The organism is Aliivibrio sp. A6, from assembly GCF_028765505.1.
Lineage (GTDB): Bacteria > Pseudomonadota > Gammaproteobacteria > Enterobacterales > Vibrionaceae > Aliivibrio > Aliivibrio finisterrensis_A.
This window is the reverse complement of the sequence record NZ_JARACR010000002.1, coordinates 77,947-98,309: the sequence shown is the minus strand read 5'-3', so window position 1 is coordinate 98,309 and position 20,363 is coordinate 77,947. Positions and strand designations below refer to the sequence as shown.

The 20,363-nt window shown below is 41.2% G+C and carries 16 protein-coding genes and 2 tRNA genes; 15 read left to right on the top strand and 3 right to left on the bottom strand.

What is annotated here, in order from left to right; all coding sequences use genetic code 11:
• Positions 1-50 precede the first annotated feature (50 nt).
• The 15 genes from rlmE to nlpI all read left to right on the top strand — a co-directional run bounded on the left by rlmE (position 51) and on the right by nlpI (position 16,043).
• Positions 51-680 carry a 23S rRNA (uridine(2552)-2'-O)-methyltransferase RlmE gene (rlmE, locus tag PVK70_RS01545; RefSeq protein WP_130044306.1) on the top strand — a complete coding sequence of 210 codons (630 nt, stop codon included), beginning with the start codon at positions 51-53 and terminating at the stop codon, positions 678-680.
• Between the two features lie 85 nt (positions 681-765).
• On the top strand, positions 766-2,739 hold the full coding sequence (ftsH, locus tag PVK70_RS01540; RefSeq protein ID WP_130046868.1) for an ATP-dependent zinc metalloprotease FtsH: 1,974 nt from the start codon (positions 766-768) through the stop codon (positions 2,737-2,739).
• Between the two features lie 64 nt (positions 2,740-2,803).
• Entirely contained in the window at positions 2,804-3,640 is an 837-nt protein-coding gene (gene folP / locus PVK70_RS01535) for a dihydropteroate synthase (RefSeq protein WP_130046867.1), read from the top strand.
• 44 nt (positions 3,641-3,684) lie between these two features.
• Positions 3,685-5,022: a phosphoglucosamine mutase gene (glmM, locus tag PVK70_RS01530; protein WP_130046866.1), complete on the top strand. Its 1,338-nt coding sequence runs from the start codon at positions 3,685-3,687 to the stop codon at positions 5,020-5,022.
• 151 nt (positions 5,023-5,173) lie between these two features.
• Positions 5,174-5,506: a preprotein translocase subunit SecG gene (gene secG / locus PVK70_RS01525; protein ID WP_130044302.1), complete on the top strand. Its 333-nt coding sequence runs from the start codon at positions 5,174-5,176 to the stop codon at positions 5,504-5,506.
• A 9-nt stretch (positions 5,507-5,515) separates the two neighbouring features.
• Positions 5,516-5,600, top strand: a tRNA-Leu gene (locus tag PVK70_RS01520).
• Between the two features lie 69 nt (positions 5,601-5,669).
• Positions 5,670-5,746: transfer RNA gene (locus PVK70_RS01515), tRNA-Met, on the top strand.
• A gap of 164 nt (positions 5,747-5,910) precedes the next feature.
• A complete protein-coding gene (rimP, locus tag PVK70_RS01510) occupies positions 5,911-6,366 on the top strand; it encodes a ribosome maturation factor RimP (RefSeq protein WP_012549404.1) in 456 nt (151 codons plus the stop codon).
• Between the two features lie 17 nt (positions 6,367-6,383).
• Positions 6,384-7,871, top strand: a complete 1,488-nt coding sequence (nusA, locus tag PVK70_RS01505) for a transcription termination factor NusA (RefSeq protein ID WP_130044301.1) — start codon at positions 6,384-6,386, stop codon at positions 7,869-7,871.
• A gap of 23 nt (positions 7,872-7,894) precedes the next feature.
• Positions 7,895-10,576 carry a translation initiation factor IF-2 gene (gene infB / locus PVK70_RS01500; protein WP_130046865.1) on the top strand — a complete coding sequence of 894 codons (2,682 nt, stop codon included), beginning with the start codon at positions 7,895-7,897 and terminating at the stop codon, positions 10,574-10,576.
• Positions 10,577-10,687: 111 nt separating this feature from the next.
• A complete protein-coding gene (gene rbfA, locus PVK70_RS01495; RefSeq protein ID WP_130044299.1) occupies positions 10,688-11,095 on the top strand; it encodes a 30S ribosome-binding factor RbfA in 408 nt (135 codons plus the stop codon).
• Complete coding sequence (gene truB / locus PVK70_RS01490) at positions 11,095-12,051, top strand: tRNA pseudouridine(55) synthase TruB (RefSeq protein WP_130046864.1); 957 nt, start codon at positions 11,095-11,097, stop codon at positions 12,049-12,051. The genes rbfA and truB overlap by 1 nt, the downstream gene beginning before the upstream one ends.
• A 163-nt stretch (positions 12,052-12,214) precedes the next feature.
• Entirely contained in the window at positions 12,215-12,484 is a 270-nt protein-coding gene (gene rpsO / locus PVK70_RS01485) for a 30S ribosomal protein S15 (RefSeq protein WP_130044297.1), read from the top strand.
• A 350-nt stretch (positions 12,485-12,834) separates the two neighbouring features.
• The gene (gene pnp / locus PVK70_RS01480) at positions 12,835-14,964 is read left to right on the top strand and encodes a polyribonucleotide nucleotidyltransferase (RefSeq protein WP_130044296.1); all 2,130 of its coding nucleotides are present in this window, start codon (positions 12,835-12,837) and stop codon (positions 14,962-14,964) included.
• 110 nt (positions 14,965-15,074) lie between these two features.
• Positions 15,075-16,043, top strand: a complete 969-nt coding sequence (gene nlpI / locus PVK70_RS01475) for a lipoprotein NlpI (RefSeq protein ID WP_130046863.1) — start codon at positions 15,075-15,077, stop codon at positions 16,041-16,043.
• 75 nt (positions 16,044-16,118) lie between these two features.
• On the opposite strand, the gene PVK70_RS01470 is transcribed toward nlpI, so the two are convergent.
• From PVK70_RS01470 to PVK70_RS01460, 3 genes are all read right to left on the bottom strand, one after another.
• On the bottom strand, positions 16,119-16,997 hold the full coding sequence (locus PVK70_RS01470) for a U32 family peptidase (protein ID WP_130046862.1): 879 nt from the start codon (positions 16,995-16,997) through the stop codon (positions 16,119-16,121).
• Positions 16,998-17,006: 9 nt separating this feature from the next.
• A complete protein-coding gene (gene ubiU / locus PVK70_RS01465; RefSeq protein ID WP_130046861.1) occupies positions 17,007-18,008 on the bottom strand; it encodes a ubiquinone anaerobic biosynthesis protein UbiU in 1,002 nt (333 codons plus the stop codon).
• Positions 18,009-18,225: 217 nt separating this feature from the next.
• The gene (locus tag PVK70_RS01460; protein WP_130046860.1) at positions 18,226-20,253 is read right to left on the bottom strand and encodes a putative bifunctional diguanylate cyclase/phosphodiesterase; all 2,028 of its coding nucleotides are present in this window, start codon (positions 20,251-20,253) and stop codon (positions 18,226-18,228) included.
• Positions 20,254-20,363 lie beyond the last annotated feature (110 nt).

The following is a 20,363-nucleotide window of genomic DNA, read 5'->3' as shown; positions in this document are numbered from 1 at the left end:
TATTTTTTGTTTCAGTCTTCTAATTTAAATTAAGTATTTTTAGGTAATGCATGAGTAAGAATAAACTTTCAGCAAGCTCTGGCCGCTGGTTAAAAGAACACTTTGATGATAAATACGTTCTTGAAGCGCAAAAAAGAGGCTATCGTTCTCGTGCTATTTTTAAGATTGAAGAAATTCAAAATAAAGACAAGCTATTAAAGCCAGGTATGACAGTGGTTGACCTCGGTGCTGCCCCTGGTGGGTGGTCACAATACGCGGTTGAGCAAGTGGGTGATTCTGGTCAAGTTATTGCGTGTGATATTTTGGCAATGGATTCAATCGCTGGCGTAAGCTTTTTGCAGGGGGACTTTAGGGAAGAAGCAGTACTAGACGCATTGCTTGAACGCATACAACCAGATATGGTAGATGTAGTAATGTCAGATATGGCTCCAAATATGAGTGGTAACCTAGCTGTTGACCAACCAAGAGCAATGTATCTTGTTGAGTTAGCGTTAGATATGTGCCGTCAAGTATTGGCTCCAAATGGCAGTTTTACAGTAAAAGTGTTCCAAGGCGAAGGCTTTGATCAGTACTTACAAGAAGTACGTAATATGTTCAAGGTCGTTAAGATTAGAAAACCAGATTCATCACGTGCACGTTCTCGTGAAGTGTATATTGTAGCCACTGGTTACAAAGGATAAGTTTTACGTTGTAGCTACAGGATATAAACTGTAGTACTCTATCTTTCATCTATTTAGTTAACGCGGGGTTAACACCTTGAGTGACATGGCAAAAAATCTAATATTATGGCTGGTTATTGCTGTCGTTTTGATGTCAGTATTCCAAAGCTTTGGGCCGAGTGATAGCTCTGGTCGTTCGATTGACTACACTACTTTTGTTAAAGAAGTTGGGAATAGTCAGGTACAAGAAGCAACTTTTAACAATCGTGAAATAAAGGTAATGAAGCGTGACGGTACTCGTTATGTAACTTACATGCCTGTATTCCAAGATCCTAAATTGCTTGATGATCTTATTAACCAAAACGTAATCGTTAAGGGCACACCACCAGAAGAGCAGAGCTTACTTGAGTCTATCTTTATTTCGTGGTTCCCAATGATTCTTCTGATTGGTGTTTGGATCTTCTTCATGCGTCAAATGCAAGGCGGCGGCGGCAAAGGGGCAATGTCCTTTGGTAAAAGCAAAGCTAAGATGATGACTGAAGAGCAGATCAAAACCACCTTTGATGATGTTGCTGGTTGTGATGAAGCAAAAGAAGACGTTAAAGAATTGGTTGATTACTTACGTGAACCAAGTCGTTTCCAAAAGCTAGGTGGTAAAATCCCAACAGGTGTTCTATTAGTTGGTCCTCCTGGTACGGGTAAAACATTGATTGCTAAAGCGATTGCTGGTGAAGCGAAAGTACCATTCTTCTCAATTTCTGGTTCTGATTTTGTTGAAATGTTTGTTGGTGTTGGTGCATCTCGTGTGCGTGACATGTTTGAACAAGCGAAAAAATCATCACCTTGTATTATCTTTATCGATGAAATCGATGCTGTAGGTCGTCAGCGTGGCGCAGGTGTTGGTGGTGGTAATGATGAGCGTGAGCAAACATTAAACCAAATGCTTGTAGAGATGGATGGTTTTGAAGGTAACGAAGGTATTATCGTTGTTGCTGCAACTAACCGTCCTGATGTTCTAGATGCTGCACTGCTTCGTCCTGGCCGTTTTGACCGTCAAGTTGTTGTAGGTCTACCTGATATTCGTGGACGTGAGCAAATACTTCAAGTTCATATGCGTAAAGTACCTCTAGGTGCAGGTGTTGAACCATCATTGATTGCTCGTGGTACTCCAGGGTTCTCTGGTGCTGATCTGGCTAACTTAGTGAACGAAGCGGCATTGTTTGCTGCTCGTGGTAATAAGCGTGTTGTTTCAATGGTTGAGTTTGAATTAGCCAAAGATAAAATCATGATGGGCGCAGAGCGTAAATCAATGGTGATGTCTGAAGAAACAAAAGAATCAACAGCATACCATGAAGCAGGCCACGCGATTGTTGGTCGCTTAGTTCCTGAACATGATCCAGTGTACAAAGTATCTATCATTCCACGCGGTCGTGCGTTGGGTGTGACTATGTATCTGCCTGAGCAAGATCGTATCAGTATGAACCGTCAACATTTAGAATCGATGATTTCGAGTCTATATGGTGGTCGTTTGGCTGAAGAATTGATTTACGGTGTTGATAAAGTATCAACAGGTGCATCGAACGATATTGAACGTGCCACTGATATTGCTCGTAAAATGGTAACGCAATGGGGCTTCTCTGATGCTCTAGGTCCTCTACTTTATGCAGAAGATCAAGGCGACCCGTTCTCTGGTCACGGTGGTTCTCATCACGCTAAGCACGTTTCTCCAGAAACACTGCAACTGATTGATGCTGAAATCCGTACTATCATTGATCGCAACTATGCACGTGCAAGACAGATCCTTGAAGATAACATGGATATCATGCACTCAATGAAAGATGCGTTAATGAAGTTTGAAACCATTGATGCAGGTCAGATTGATGACTTAATGGATCGTAAAGCTGATATTCGTGAACCGCAAGGTTGGGGTGATAATAACCCACAGCCTCAAGCAAAAGCTGAAGCGCCAGTAGAAAAAGAACAAACAGAATCAAAAGCAGAAGAGAAGGTTGAAGAAACAAAAGAGCAACCAACTCCAACTGATGATACAAAAAACGATTCTGAATCATCTGAAAAATAAGATGAAGTAAGATAAATTAAACCCCGAGTTATGCTCGGGGTTTTTGTATTTAAAAGGACTGATCATGAAATTGGTTAGCAAAGAGAAAACGTTATTATTAGATCGCTCACATGTAATGGGCATTCTTAATGTAACGCCTGACTCTTTTTCTGATGGCGGTAAATTTACTCATTTAGACGCAGCGCTAAAGCAAGCTGAAAAAATGGTAAATTCAGGTGTCAGCTTTATTGATATTGGTGGTGAGTCGACAAGACCAGGGGCTCCTGATGTGGGCCTTCAGCAAGAGTTGGATCGTGTTATTCCTATTATTGAAGCGATAAATCAACGTTTTGATACTTGGATTTCAATTGATACAAGTAAAGCGATTGTGATGGATGAAGCGGTCAATGCAGGGGCTGATTTAATTAATGATGTGCGTGCACTGCAAGAACCGAATGCGTTAGAAATAGCAGCAAAAACAAACGTTCCAGTGTGTTTGATGCACATGCAAGGTCAACCTAGAACCATGCAATCTAATCCTACCTATGATGACCTATTGGCTGATGTATCTCGCTTTCTTGAGGAAAGAGTATCAACATGCCAATCGGTTGGTATCGCAAAAGATAAGTTAATTCTTGATCCTGGATTTGGATTTGGTAAAACCTTAGCGCATAATTACCAACTGCTTGCTGAATTAGAGCGTTTTCACCAATTAGGTTTTCCTATTTTGGCTGGGATGTCTCGTAAATCAATGATTTTTAAATTACTAAATACAGAGCCGCAAAATGCGGTGTCTGGTAGCTTGGCGTGTGCCACTATTGCAGCAATGAAGGGCGCACAAATTATCCGTGTTCATGACTTTGAGCAAACGATGGATATCGTAAAAGTATGTCAGGCAACGTTAGAGCAGAGTGCTCGTTAGTAATCAATCAAACAAATTATTAAAATTAAAACATGGAGTACAACATGGCTGAGCGTAAATATTTTGGAACCGATGGGGTTCGTGGTCTGGTTGGCCAAGCGCCTATTACCCCAGATTTTGTTATGAAACTTGGCTGGGCTGCTGGGCAAGTTTTAGCTAAGCAAGGCACAAAAAAAGTCATTATCGGTAAAGATACTCGTATTTCTGGTTATATGCTTGAATCTGCTTTAGAGGCTGGTTTGGCGGCAGCAGGGTTACAAGCGAAATTTACTGGGCCAATGCCGACACCAGCTGTGGCTTACCTTACTCAAACCTTCCGTGCTGAAGCGGGTATTGTTATTTCTGCATCTCATAACCCATATTATGACAACGGGATCAAATTTTTCTCATCTGAAGGAACGAAATTACCAGATGATATTGAAATGGCCATTGAAGCTGAACTTGATAAGCCAATGACATGTGTTGAATCTGCTTTGCTAGGTAAAGCATCTCGTCTGAACGATGCTGCTGGCCGTTATATTGAGTTTTGTAAAAGTACTTTCCCTAAAGAGCTGAGCTTAGCGGGTGTTAAAATGGTTATCGATTGTGCTCATGGCGCAACGTATCATATCGCCCCGAACGTATTTAAAGAGCTTGGCGCAGAGATCATTACGATTGGTTGTGAGCCAAATGGCACCAATATTAACCATGAGGTAGGGGCGACAGATGTACGAGCCTTACAAGCTAAAGTATTAGAAGAGAAAGCAGATTTTGGTGTTGCTTTTGATGGTGATGGTGACCGTATCATCATGGTTGATGAGCTTGGTGAAAAAGTCGATGGCGACCAAATTGCTTACATTATTGCTCGTGATGCGTTACGTCGTGGTGAATTAAAAGGCGGTGTTGTTGGTACTTTGATGACCAATATGGGAATGGAAGTGGCGTTACGTAATTTAGGTATCCCATTCGTTCGTTCTAATGTTGGTGACCGTTATGTGATGGAAAAACTGCTTGAGAATAATTGGCTTATTGGTGCAGAAAACTCAGGACACGTTATCCTTCTTGATAAAGTAACAACTGGAGATGCAATTGTTGCTGCACTTCAGGTGATTGCATCGATTGTTGGCAGTAAAATGTCATTAAAAGAATTATGCAGTGGCATGACAATGTTCCCACAAGTATTGGAAAATATTCGTTTTACTGGAGATAGTAATCCTCTTGATTCTGATGCAGTTAAAGCCGCTCAAGCTGATGTAGAATCAAAATTAGGTGATAACGGTCGAGTATTATTACGTAAATCAGGAACAGAACCTTTAATCCGCGTTATGGTTGAAGGTGAAAACGCTGAGCTTGTTCAGCAATATGCGCTGCAAATTGCGGATGCAGTAAAAGAAAGCTGTTAATTTGAGCAATTAAATGAAATTGAACGTTTTTTGTTAATTTTAACTTGTCATAGTAGCCTAGTTTGGTTAATATCCCTCGGCCTCTTAGTTGAGAGGGCGCTGGTGTTGCCAATAGGCTACCGGTACATTAATTAGATACATGGGTGACGGAATGCATACGATTCTACTTGTGATTTATCTGATTGCCGCAGTCGGTGTAATTGGCCTAGTATTGGTACAACACGGTAAAGGCGCAGATATGGGAGCTTCATTTGGGGCTGGAGCATCAAATACAGTATTTGGCTCTGGTGGCTCTGGAAACTTTTTAACCCGAATGACTGCAATTTGTGCAACAGTATTTTTCATTATCAGTTTAGCGCTAGGCAATATGTCTACGCATAAATCTGAAGGTTTTGATCTTAAATTAGATCAACAAGCTACAGAGCAAGTAATTGATAATACGAGCGACGTTCCTGCTACTGAAAACAGCGACGTACCTCTTTAAAAGAATTTAGCCGAGATGGTGAAATTGGTAGACACGCTAGCATGAGGTGCTAGTGCCTTATGGTGTGAGGGTTCAAGTCCCTCTCTCGGCACCATATTCAGACAAGAATCTGATTCTTGTAATAAAAGCATAAAGAAACTATACTTTCTTTGTTCTTTTCGGACGCGGGATGGAGCAGCTTGGTAGCTCGTCGGGCTCATAACCCGAAGGTCGTCGGTTCAAATCCGGCTCCCGCAACCAATTATCTAGTAAAAGTAATTGCTCTTATTAGATAAGTCACGCAAGTGGCATTCAGGGTCCAGCAGTACTAAACCCCGCAATTATCGGGGTTTTTTGCTATCTGAAACAGACTGTTTTTTAAAGAATTGGGCCTAGAGCCCTTTTTTTGTTTTCAGGGGATATCAATGACAGGATTAGAAAGACAACTAACAGAAATGCTTGAGGCTCCTGTTGGTGCTTTAGGTTATGAATTGGTCGGTTTAGAATTTATTCGTGCGGGTGAACACTCAACGCTACGTGTATTTATCGACCATGAAAATGGCATCTTTGTGGAGGACTGCGCAGAAGCCAGTCGTCAAATCAGTGCAGTAATGGATGTAGAAGATCCAATTACAGTAGCATATAACCTAGAGGTTTCCTCTCCAGGTCTTGAACGTCCACTGTTTAAAGCAGCACATTATCAACAATTTGTTGGTCACGAGGTCAGCCTTGTATTAAAGATGCCGATGAATAACCGTCGTAAATGGAAAGGTGACATCCTAGACATTAACGGTGAAATTGTTACGGTTACAGTTGATGGTAACAATGAAGAATTTGCGTTAAGCAACATTTCAAAGGCGAACTTAGTTCCTAAATTTTAAGGCTTGAAGAGGCTAAAATGAACAAAGAAATCTTAGCTGTTGTAGAAGCAGTATCAAATGAAAAAGCTGTTCCTCGTGAGCGAATTTTTGAAGCATTAGAAATCGCGCTAGCAACAGCAACAAAGAAAAAATCTGAAATGGAAATTGAAGTACGTGTTGCGATCGATCGCAAAACAGGTGACTTCGAAACATTCCGTCGTTGGGTTGCAGTAGAAAAAGTTGAGCATCCAACGCTTGAAATTTCTATTGAAGCAGCACAGTTTGAAGATGAAACTATCGAAATCGGTGGTTACATTGAAGATGATATCGATTCAGTAACATTTGACCGTATTACGACTCAAACTGCAAAACAAGTTATCGTACAAAAAGTACGTGAAGCTGAGCGCGCAATGATCGTTGAGCAGTTTATTGATAACGAAGGTGAGCTAATCACTGGTATCGTTAAAAAAGTAAACCGTGATGCAATCATCGTTGATCTTGGTAACAACGCTGAAGCGGTAATTTTACGTGAAGACCAACTTCCACGTGAAAACTTCCGTCCAGGTGACCGTGTTCGTGGTCTGCTATATGCAGTTAAACCAGAAGCTCGTGGTTTCCAACTATTCATGACGCGTTCAAAAGGCGTAATGCTTACTGAACTATTCCGCGTAGAAGTGCCTGAAATTGGCGAAGAGCTAATTGAATTAAAAGGTGCAGCTCGTGATCCAGGTTCTCGTGCTAAAATCGCAGTGAAAACAAACGACAAGCGTATCGATCCTGTTGGTGCGTGTGTTGGTATGCGTGGCGCACGTGTACAAGCTGTATCTGGTGAGCTTGGCGGCGAGCGTATTGATATCGTGCTTTGGGATGATAACCCAGCACAATTCGTTATCAATGCGATGGCTCCAGCAGAAGTTGCTTCTATCATTGTAGATGAAGATAACAACACTATGGATATCGCTGTTGAAGCTGATAACCTAGCACAAGCAATTGGCCGTAGTGGTCAAAACGTACGTCTAGCATCTCAACTGACTGGTTGGGAACTTAACGTAATGACAGTTGCTGATCTTAATAAAAAGCACCAAGAAGAAGCTCAAGGCTCTATTGATGCATTTGTTAAGCATTTAGATATTGATGAAGATTTTGCTCAACTATTAGTTGAAGAAGGCTTCACAACACTTGAAGAGATCGCTTACGTACCTGTAAACGAACTACTTGAAGTTGAAGCTCTAGATGAAGAAACCGTTGATCTTCTTCGTACACGTGCTAAAGAAGCGTTAACAACACTTGCATTAGCGCAAGAAGAGTCTCTTGATGGCATCGAACCAGCAGAAGACCTACTTGCACTTGAAGGTTTAGAGCGTGAATTAGCGTTTAAACTTGCAGCTAAAGGTGTAATTACACTAGAAGACCTTGCAGACCAAGGTGTTGACGAGCTGTCAGATATTGAAGATCTAACAGAAACTCGTGCTGGTGAGTTAATCATGGCAGCACGTAACATTTGTTGGTTCAGCGACGAAGCATAATTATTTCAGCAAGGAGAAGCGGTATGACAAAGCTTACGGTAAAAGCACTTAGTGAAGAAATTGGAACTCCGGTTGACCGCTTACTTCAGCAATTTTCGGATGCTGGTATAAACAAAAAAGATGGTGACTCTGTATCTGAAGGTGAAAAGCAATCATTGCTAGTTCACCTAAAGAAAGAGCATGGTAGCGCTGATGAAAGCGCATCACCAACCCGTCTAACTCTTCAACGCAAGACTCGCAGCACATTAAGTGTTGCTGGGTCTGGCGGCAAAAGTAAAGATGTGCAAGTTGAAGTACGTAAAAAACGTACTTATGTAAAAGCAAGTACACTTGAAGAAGAGAAAAAAGCTGAGCAACTGAAAGCAGAAGCTGAAGAACAAGCAAAACGTGATGCAGAGGATGCTGCAGTTCGCGAACTTGAACAAAAAGCACAACGTGAAGCGGAAGAAAAAGCTAAGCGTGATGCTGAAGCAGAGGTTAAAGCAAAACGTGACGCTGAACAAAAAGCGAAACGTGCTGAAACTGAAAAGGCTAAAAAAGAAATGACTACTAAAAACGATCAAGCGAAAAAAGAAGCTGATGAACTAAAACTTCGTCAGGAACAAGAAGCGACTCGTAAAGCAGAAGCAGAAGCTGCAAAACTGGTTGAAGAAGCTCGTAAACTTGCTGAAGAAAACGAAGCTCGTTGGAAAGAAGAAGAGCAGAAAAAATCAGCAGCTGAAAAAACTGCAGATTACCACGTAACAACGTCATCTCACGCTCGTGAAGCAGAAGATGCAGCAGACCGTAAAGATGAGCAACAACCTCGTCGTCGTAAGAAAAAAGCAAAACCTGCTGAAGCAGCTGCTCCTCGCGGTGGTCGCAACCAACGTGGCGGTCGCAATAAAAAGCCTCAAGTAAACAAACCAACTTCTATGCAACACGGCTTTGATAAGACAGCAACCGTTGCTAAGCAAGTGGTTGCTATCGGTGAAACAATCGTTGTTTCTGAACTAGCAAGCAAAATGTCTGTTAAAGCAACAGAAGTAATCAAAGTTATGATGAAGATGGGCGCTATGGCGACTATCAACCAAGTTATCGACCAAGAAACAGCGGCACTAGTTGCTGAAGAAATGGGTCATAAAGTGGTTCTTCGTAAAGAAAATGAATTAGAAGAAGCAGTACTGTCAGATCGTGATAACACAGCAGAAGCAGTATCTCGTGCTCCAGTTGTTACTATCATGGGTCACGTTGACCACGGTAAAACTTCTACACTAGATTACATCCGTCGTGCACACGTTGCTGATGCAGAAGCGGGTGGTATTACACAACACATCGGTGCATACCACGTTGAAACTGACAACGGTATGATCACTTTCCTTGATACTCCTGGACACGCAGCGTTTACCGCTATGCGTGCTCGTGGTGCTCAAGCGACAGATATCGTTGTTCTTGTTGTTGCTGCAGATGATGGCGTTATGCCACAAACAATCGAAGCTATCCAACACGCAAAAGCGGCTGGTGTACCTCTGATTGTTGCTGTAAACAAAATCGATAAAGAAGGCGCTAACCCAGATAACGTTAAAAATGAGCTTGCTCAATATGATGTTATTCCTGAGGAGTGGGGCGGCGAGAACATGTTTGTTCATATCTCTGCTAAGCAAGGTACAAACATTGAAGGTCTTCTAGAAGCTATCCTTCTTCAGTCTGAAGTACTTGAATTAACTGCGGTTAAAGATGGTATGGCGTCAGGCGTTGTTGTTGAATCTCGTCTAGACAAAGGCCGTGGCCCTGTTGCTACTGTTCTTGTTCAGTCTGGTACTCTAAACAAAGGCGACATCGTTCTTTGTGGTCAAGAGTACGGCCGTGTTCGTGCAATGCGCGATGAAAACGGTAAAGACATTGACACTGCGGGTCCTTCAATCCCAGTTGAGATCCTTGGTCTTTCTGGTGTTCCTGCATCAGGTGACGAAGCAACAGTAGTTCGTGATGAGCGTAAAGCACGTGAAGTTGCAAACTACCGTCAAGGTAAATTCCGTGATGTTAAACTAGCACGTCAACAAAAAGCTAAGCTTGAAAACATGTTTGCAAACATGGAAGCGGGTGAAGTTGCTGAGCTTAACGTAGTACTTAAAGCTGACGTACAAGGTTCTGTTGAAGCTATCGCTGATTCACTACTTAAACTGTCTACTGACGAAGTTAAAGTTAACATCGTAGGTTCTGGTGTTGGTGGTATTACTGAAACTGATGCAACGCTTGCAGCAGCTTCTAACGCTATCATTCTTGGTTTCAACGTTCGTGCTGATGCAACTGCGCGTAACACTATACAGAATGAAAACCTAGATTTACGTTACTACTCAATCATCTACCAATTGATTGACGAAGTTAAACAGGCGATGGGCGGTATGCTTGCTCCTGAATTCCGTCAAGAAATCATTGGTCTTGCACAAGTACGTGAAGTATTTAAGTCTCCAAAACTTGGCGCTATCGCTGGTTGTATGGTTACTGAAGGTACAATTAAGCGTAGCAACCCAATTCGTGTTCTACGTGAAAACGTAGTTATCTACGAAGGTGAGCTAGAGTCACTACGTCGCTTTAAAGATGACGTTGCTGAAGTTAAAAATGGTTACGAGTGTGGTATCGGCGTTAAGAACTACAACGATGTTCGTGCTGGCGACCAAATCGAAGTATTCGAAATTGTTGAGATTCAACGTACTCTTGACTAATTGACTATAATTACTAACGTTATCAGTAACGTTACGTAATAATCGGTTGTTGAATACACCATGGGGGGCTGGTAATTACCACGCCCCCCATCTTTCTAAGAGAGAAATGATATGTCAAAAGAATTTAGCCGCACACAACGTGTGTCGCAGCAATTACAAAAAGAATTAGCTTTAATTCTACAACGTGAAGTTCGTGATTCACGTATCGGTATGGTTACTATTTCAGATGTTGAAGTGTCTCGTGACCTTGCTTACGCAAAAGTATTCGTTACTTTCTTCTGTGTAGGTGATCAAACCCCTGAATCTTGCCTAGCTGCACTAAAAGAGCATGAAGTTCCAGTTCGTATGTTACTTGGCAAGCGTATCCGTCACCGTCTAACGCCTGAAGTTCGTTTTACTTATGACAATACTCTTGTTGAAGGTATGCGTATGTCTAACTTGGTAACAGACGTGATGAATACCGATAAGCGTAAGATGGCTGAATCTGGTCGTTCTGAATCAGATGAAGGTGAAGAGTAATGGCTCGCCGTCGTAAGGGTCGTCCTGTTAATGGCGTTATCTTAATTGATAAACCAACTGGAATTACATCGAACGATACACTGCAAAAAGTAAAGCGTATTTACTTTGCTGAAAAAGCAGGCCATACAGGCGCACTTGATCCACTTGCAACAGGTATGCTTCCATTATGTTTTGGTGAAGCAACTAAGTTTTCTCAGTTTCTTTTAGATTCTGATAAGCGTTACCGTGTTGTCGCTAAACTTGGTGAACGTACTAATACTTCGGATTCCGATGGTGAAGTCGTTCAAACTCGTGAAGTGAAAGTCGACCGTGGCCAACTTGAGCGCTGTATTGCGAAATTTCGTGGTACAACAGATCAAATTCCATCAATGTTCTCGGCATTAAAATACCAAGGTCGCCCTTTGTATGAATACGCACGTGAAGGCATTGAGGTACCACGTGAATCACGCAAGATCACGGTTTACTCAATTGAATTGATCCGATTTGAAGGTCAAGAAGTTGAGATGGAAGTTCACTGTTCAAAAGGAACTTACATCCGTACTATTACCGATGATCTAGGTGAAATGCTTGGTTGTGGTGCGCACGTAACTTATTTACGTCGTACAGGTGTATCAAACTACCCATATGAAAATATGGTAACGATTGAGCACTTAGAAGCATTGCTTGAGCAAGCACACCGTGAAGATCGTGCGCCACGTGAATTACTTGATCCATTGCTTATGCCTATGGACTCAGCGGTTCAAGATTTGCCTGAAGTTAATATGATCCCAGAATTGGCTGATCATGTTCTTCATGGTCAACCGGTTCAAGTGTTTGGTGCTCCTCAAGAGGGTATCGTTCGCATGACATCGGGTGAAGAACGTTTGTTTATCGGCGTTGGTCATATCGATGATGATGGTCGTGTTGCACCTAAGCGTTTGGTTGTTTTTAGAGACGAAGTCGAAGAAGATAAGTAAACCTACGTAAATTGCATAATTCAAGAAAGAGCAAAAGCCTTGTGGTTTTTGCTCTTTTTTTATTGCTTTATTATTGTTCATCCGTATAATTCGCCCTTCGCGTAGTGGCTGAATCAGAGATTGGCTACTACAAATATTAAACAACTCTTATCAGGAGAGAATTATGTCTCTGAATGCAGAAACTAAAGCAGCAATCGTTGCAGAATACGCACAATGTGAAAACGATACAGGTTCACCAGAAGTACAAGTAGCACTACTTACTGCTTCTATCAACCACCTACAAGGTCACTTTGCTAATCACAAGCACGATCACCACAGCCGTCGTGGTCTATTACGTATGGTTTCTAGCCGTCGTAAGCTTCTTGATTACCTGAAAGGCAAAAACCTTGCTCGTTACCAAGATCTAATCAAACGTCTAGGCCTACGTCGCTAATTTGCGATGTCTGTAAAGACAGTTTGACGAAAAGGAGCGTTTATCGCTCCTTTTTTTATACCTGCAATATTATGTCCCTTGGTATAACTCTCCTTTTTCATTTCTGAACCTCGCATATTGCCTCAATTGGGGTATACTATGGCCGTTGAAATCGCAGTGTGCGTTTTTAACGTTATCATTTTATTCAACTATTACAGTCACCGAAGTCGGCCACTAGGTCGCGACTATTACAAGTTATCTTTTCGTCAGTAAATTTGTACTAGTCGCGATTGGTAATAGATTGAGTTAACACTTAAATTTTCTTAATTCAGGTCAGTAATGATCCAGCAGTTAAGAATAAAGGAAAAATAATGTTCGCGAATCCAGTCGTAAAATCATTTCAGTACGGTAACCATACCGTAACTCTAGAGACGGGCGTAATGGCACGTCAAGCAACTGCAGCTGTAATGGCAAGCATGGACGATACATCAGTATTCGTTTCTGTTGTTGCTAAGAAAGACGCAGTACCAGGTCAAGATTTCTTCCCACTAACAGTGAACTACCAAGAGCGTACATACGCTGCTGGTAAAATCCCTGGTGGTTTCTTCAAGCGTGAAGGTCGTCCTTCTGAAGGCGAAACACTAACGGCACGTCTAATCGACCGTCCAATTCGTCCACTTTTCCCAAGTGCGTTTAAAAACGAAGTTCAGGTTATCGCTACGGTTGTTTCTATCAACCCTGACGTAAACCCAGACATGATCACTATGATCGCAACGTCTGCTGCGCTTTCTATTGCTGGTGTACCATTCAATGGTCCTATCGGTGCTGCACGTGTTGGTCACATTAATGGTGAGCTAGTTCTTAACCCATCAAACACTGAGCTTGAAAACTCTAAACTAGACCTAGTTGTGTCTGGTACAGAAGGCGCAGTATTAATGGTTGAGTCAGAAGCTGACAACCTATCTGAAGAAGAAATGCTTTCTGCTGTTGTGTTTGGTCACGAACAACAACAAGTAGTAATCAAAGCTATCAACGAGTTTGCTGCTGAAGTTGCTACTCCTGCTTGGGATTGGACTGCTCCAGAAGTAAACACAGAGCTTAAAGCACAAGTTGCTGAGCTTGCAGAAACTCGTCTTTCTGAAGCGTACCAAATCACTGAAAAAATGGCGCGTTACGAGCAAGTTGGCGTAATTAAAAACGAAGCTGTTGAAGCACTTCTAGCTCAAAACGAAGAACTAGACGAGCGTGAAATCCGTGGCATGCTTGGTTCTCTAGAGAAAAAAGTTGTACGTAGCCGCATCATTGCTGGTCACCCACGTATCGATGGTCGTGAAAAAGACATGGTTCGTGCGCTAGACGTACGTACTGGTGTTCTTCCACGTACACACGGTTCTTCTCTATTCACTCGTGGTGAAACTCAAGCACTTGTTACTGCAACGCTTGGCACACAACGTGATGCGCAAATCATCGATAGCCTAATGGGTGAGAAGAAAGATCACTTCCTTCTACACTACAACTTCCCTCCATACTGTGTAGGTGAGACTGGTTTTGTTGGTTCACCTAAGCGTCGTGAAATTGGTCACGGTAAATTAGCTAAGCGCGGTATTCAAGCGGTTATGCCTTCTGTTGAAGAATTCCCATACACAGTACGTGTAGTATCGGAAATCACTGAATCTAACGGTTCATCTTCAATGGCTTCTGTATGTGGTACTTCTCTAGCACTTATGGATGCTGGTGTTCCAATTAAAGCATCTGTTGCTGGTATCGCAATGGGTCTTGTTAAAGAAGGCGACGATTTCGTTGTTCTTTCTGACATCCTTGGCGACGAAGATCACCTAGGTGACATGGACTTTAAAGTAGCGGGTACTAACGAAGGTATTACTGCTCTTCAAATGGACATCAAAATCGAAGGTATTACTAAAGAGATCATGCAGATCGCTCTAAACCAAGCACAAGGTGCGCGTAAGCACATCCTTACTGTTATGGATGAAGCAATCTCTGGTGCTCGTGAAGATATCTCTGAGTTCGCTCCACGTATCCACACAATGAAAATCAGCTCTGATAAGATCAAAGATGTTATCGGTAAAGGTGGTGCAGTTATCCGTGCTCTTTGTGAAGAGACTGGTACAACTATCGAAATCGAAGACGACGGTACTATCAAAATCGCTGCGACTGAAGGTGCTGCTGCTAAAGAAGCTATCCGTCGTATCGAAGAAATTACTGCTGAAGTTGAAGTGGGTAAGATCTACACAGGTAAAGTTATGCGTATCGTAGATTTCGGTGCGTTCGTAACGGTTCTTGGTCCTAAAGAAGGTCTAGTACACATTTCTCAAATCGCTGAAGAGCGCATCGAGAAAGTGGCTGATCACCTACAAGTTGGTCAAGAAGTGAAAACTAAAGTACTAGAAATCGACCGTCAAGGCCGTATTCGTCTAAGTATTAAAGAAGCAAATGCTGAGCTAAACCCAGCACCTGCTGCTGAAGCAAAAGACGCAGAATAATCTTATTGATTACAGTCTTTTGATTTAAAGCGTGTTATAAAGGGAGCAGAAGTGCTCCCTTTTCTTTTAAGTATCGTTAAAAGAAATTGGCTTATCATAGGAGAAAATGAGTGAATTGGATTCGAGTTGCGTTAGTAGGCGCAGTATTAGTATTATCAGGGTGTGCATCAAACTCCTCTGGTTGGGGTTACCCACCAATGGCGGTTCCTTTGCAACCAAGCATCCAGCAAGAGATTCAATTGTCTCGTTTAGATCAATTATTACTACGACCAGATGTTGATGATATTACTCGTGCTAAAATGTTTTATGAGCGTGGTTTAATTAATGACAGTTTAGGTTTACGTGATTTAGCTCGTGTAGACTTCACCCAATCTCTTAATTTAAAACCAGATCAAAGTGATGTTTTTAATATTTTAGGTGTGTATTACACGCAAAATACTGACTTTGATGGTGCTTATGAAGCATTAGACTCTGCATTAGAGCTAGATCCATCGAATCAATTTGCAGAGCGCAATCTAGCCATCGCCCTTTATTATGGCGAGCGTTACGATCAAGCTTATGAAATTGCCACAAAACATTATAACGATGCACCACGAGACCCATATCGTGCTATTTGGTTATATTGGATTGGATTAGAAGTGGATGCGAAAGTAGCAACAGAAACTTTCCAAAAACAATATCAACAAAGAGCGGATGAAGATTTTGGATGGGATCTTGCAGGACTTATTTTAAAAGAGACCTCAGAAGATGAGTTTTATAAAAAGCTTCTGACTACCACTCGTAATAACGTTGCATTGGCAGAAAAACTAACGGAAGGGTATTTTTACTTAGCTAAGCGTTATCAACATGAAGGCGATTACTCTAATGCGATTGCTCTGTATAAATTAGCAATGGCAGGCAATGTGTATGAATATGTTGAACATCGCTACTCTTTTGTTGAGCTTGGTAAAATCTACCAATCATTACGTGAGTTACAAGAGCAGAAGATAAAAGAACAGCAAGCATTAGAATCGAAAGAAGATCCTGTTGCTGAAAGTACAGAAAAAGAAGTATTAAAAGAAGAAGCGTTAGCGGAATAACGCTGTATTTAGTGTTTATAAAAAGCCCTTAGTTCTAAGCGAAGTAAGGGCTTTTTTGTATCATTAAGGCTTATACTAGATTTGGATATCTAGCCCTGCGATATTGTGCCAATAACCGTTGCATTGACGAGAATCTTTTAACGCAAACTTTTCAATACCTGCTTCATTAGCTTTGAATTTAGAGACTTCGCTAAAGGTTTCTACGCTTAATGGGCTTAATCGGACCACATCAACCAGCTTTTCCATACTTGGTAAGTCATTGATAAGGTTATAGCAGTAGCCTGATTGGGTTTGAATACCATTTAAAGTAAAGACTTCTTGCCCTTCTTGGCTATTTACGGTGATGCCATTTGGGTACTTGATACAACAAGTCTCACACTCATCTTTTGGTTTGTTTTCTGCTCTTGCGGTAAAGCAGCGAGCTGAATAAGCCAGTGGTAAGTAACCGTAGCTGAATACTTCAGTTTCAAATTTATTACGAATACCAAGTTCATCACATTGAATTAATACGTTTTGTAGCCATTCGCGTGATAATTCAACCGGCATACACCAACGAGTCATGCCTTGTTTTAAAAATAAATTTAACGTTTGTGCGTTATAACAGTTAACGGCAGGGCCAACCACAAACGGAACCTTGCTATCTGAAGCTAATTGAATCGCAGAAACATCGTTAGCTTCAATAATGAAGTCACCGTTATCAATGTACTTTTTCATTACATTGACTTCACTTGGTGCTTCTAACAGTGCCATGGTTGATAAAACGACCTGCTTGCCAGAATCTGAAATCTCTTTAGCGATAGCAAACCAATCTTTAGGTTTCATTTCTCGGCGCTTTGAGCAAACACTTTCGCCTAAATAAATAATATCAGCTTCACTGTTGATCGATTTTTGGTAAAAGTCTTCAATATTTTCTTTTGACCAAAAGTACAGAAGTGGACCTAGTGCGTATTTCATAATATTCTCCTATTGCCACTTCTTGTGATATGCGCCAAGGGTTGTTTGAGTCCCTTCTGATACATTAGCTAATGTTGCATCCCACTTAGGTTCAACAGAATAGCCTTCAGGGTTTGCTTTATAGTGATCAATGGCTGCACGCCAAGTTCGAGTCACTTGTTCTACATAAGCAGGGCTACGCTGACGACCTTCAATTTTAACTGAAGCGACATTGGCAGCAAAAAGCTCAGGAACAAGAGATAAGGTATTTAAGCTTGTCGGCTCCTCAAGCGCATGGAAGGTTTTTCCTTCTACGTCAAAACGCCCCTTACAAAGGGTAGGGTAACCTGCATTCTCACCTTCACCATAGCGATCGATAAGGATGTTATTAAGGCGTGATTCTAAGCCATTTTCAGTTTCTTGCCAGCGAACGTATTTTGCTGGAGAGCAGGCACCAACCGTATTTGGTGATTCGCCTGTCATGTATGAGGATAGGTAACAACGACCTTCAGACATGATACATAAGCTACCAAACGCAAAGACCTCTAAATCAACATCAGAAGTTAAGTTACGTGATAATTGCTTTACCTGATGGATTGAAAGAACTCGTGGCAAAACTACACGTTTAATATTGAAATTTTTCTTATAGAAATCAATCGCAGCAACGTTGGTGGCCGAAGCTTGAACGGATAAGTGTAGCTCTAAATCTGGGTAAGTGGTTGCCGCGTATTCTAGAACCCCGATATCCGAGATAATGAGCGCATCGATCCCCATCGCTGCCGCGTTATCAACGGCTTTTGTCCAACGGCTAAATCCATCCGGGTGAGCAAATGTATTTAAAGCGACATGAATATGCTTATTATTGTCGTGAACGTATTGCACCGCTTTCTCAAGTTTTTTACCTGTGAAGTTTAAGCCTGCAAAATGGCGAGCGTTAGTATCGTCTTTAAAACCGATATAAACCGCATCAGCACCACAATCGATTGCGGTTTTCAGGGCAGGTAAATTACCGGCAGGGCAGAGGAGTTCCATTAGAATACCTAGTTACGAGAATCTGATGCTCTATGATAATGATAAGATAATTTTGAAACTTGATTTAAGGCAGGTTTTTGGTTCTTTTGTTCTTGAAATACAGCTTTGACATAGAATGGTATGAAAGGTGACTTTTTTTGATTTAATTTTTCATAATTGGTTGTAATACCTAGAAAGTGGCAGGTACTTCCTAGGTATTAAGTTATCTAGTATTTGATTATCTAGAACGTTTATTTTGTACTAATAGCGCTTCAATCTCATGTTTTGGTTGAGGTTTATGGAAGTGGAAGCCTTGGATGGAGTCACAATTTAAACTGGATAACAGCATCGCTTGTTGTCTTGTCTCAACCCCTTCAGCCACGATATCCATGTTTAAGTTTTTGCCTAAATTAATCACATTTTCAATGATGGTGATTTGTTTAGGTAATGTGTCGATTTCATTGATAAAACCACGGTCAATTTTTAGTTCATCAAGAGGGAAGCGCGCAAGATAAGCCAAAGAAGAGTAACCAGTACCAAAGTCATCAATAGATAAGGTAAAGCCAAGTTTTTTAATAGCATCTAGCATTTGAATGGCGTGTTCACCATCACTCATTACAGCACTTTCTGTTAGCTCTAAAGTGATGCAGTTCGGGTCAACTTGTGTGGTTTTAAGCAAACGTTCCATGTATTCAATTAACTGAGGATTACCAAATTGCTCTGGTGATAAATTAATTGCAATACGGCCAGGTAAAATACCTTGATTACGCCACTCTTTAACGGTTTGAAACACCTCACGCATAACCACTTTACCTAGCGTTTCAATTAAACCTGAACGCTCAGCAACAGGGATAAAACGAGCTGGGCTAATGTAACCTTCTACAGGATGCTTCCAACGAACTAGGGCTTCTGCACCATTAATTCTAAAATCACGAGCGCTGACTTTTGGTTGATACCAGACTTCGAGCCCATTATTTTGTAGCGCTTTTTGAAGTTCAATCTCTAGCCATAAACGCATACGCGCTTCTTTGTTCATTTGATCATGGAATTTGATTAAACGATTACGACCGCGATCTTTTGCTTCATACATTGCGGTATCTGCATTTTGTAATAAGCTGCGTGCATCAGTGCCATCGGCAGGGTATTGAACACTACCAATAGAACAAGCGAGTCTTTTAGAGAAGTGAACAAGATCAAAAGGTTGGTTAATAAGGGATATGATCTTTTCAGATAATTGGTCAAGGATCTGATTATGTTCAGGCTTTGGAAAAAGAATACCAAATTCATCACCACCTAAATGGCCAACAATAGCGTGTTTAGGAAGTAATTTTTGTAAGCGGGTGGAAATTTCTTTTAACACTCTATCGCCAATGTGGTGGCCTAAAGAGTCATTTATATTTTTGAAGTTATCAATGTCTAGGTAAAGCATGAAAAAAGGAATGTCTTCTTTAATCATTTTTTCAATAACATGAGTGAAACCATGTCGATTATAGATCCCGGTTAATAGGTCGACTTGAGAAACCGCGATTTGATTTTCATTTTTGGTTTGTTTTTTGTGCTCTTTTAAAATAACTAAATGAGCGGGGCTACCTAGGATATGTGTTTTTTCAACGGTTAATATCAGTTCAGCTCGGGTGCCACAATTAACGGTAGTTCTTACTATGAGAGATTGCTCTGATGCCAATTCAATAATGGTTTCGGAAAGTGACTGAGTTTTGTTTGCGGAGGTTAATAACTGCTCAATGCTTTCACCTACAAATTCAGAGGCTTTATTAAACCCAAGCATTTTGGCGGAAGCGGTATTTGCTGAAACAATAATATCCCCTTCAATCAGCAAGACGGAGTCATTTAGCAGTTCGGTAAGCTTATGATATTTGGTTTCACTTTCTTTTAAAGAATTAAGTAGTTGTTGTCGTTCTGAAGTATCAACAGCGTGAAAGACAATGTAGGTGTTATCGTCCTGCTCTATGGGGAATAAACTAAAGTGAAGGCTGGTATCAAAACGATGATCGTCTAATGTGATTTCAGCTTCAATTTTTTCACCACTTAAGGCTCTATCATAATAAGCTTTAAGCGAGGAATAGAAATGAGCACCTAAGATATCGGTGTCAGAACGACCGAATAACGCTTCCCTACTTAACCCACTGATTTCACAGTAACGATTATTAACGGTAACGTAGTTATGATCCGTGTCCAAAATAGCAAACAGAAATGGACTATTATCTGTAAGCAAAGGAAGCCAGTGTTGTATTTGAGAAAGAGACATAGTGTTACCGCTTTTAGTAAAAGAAGACAAATAACTTCCAGAATTAGTAATAATTATTAGTATTTATAAGTCGAACGATAAAATATACATTGAATGAATCCCTATTTTCT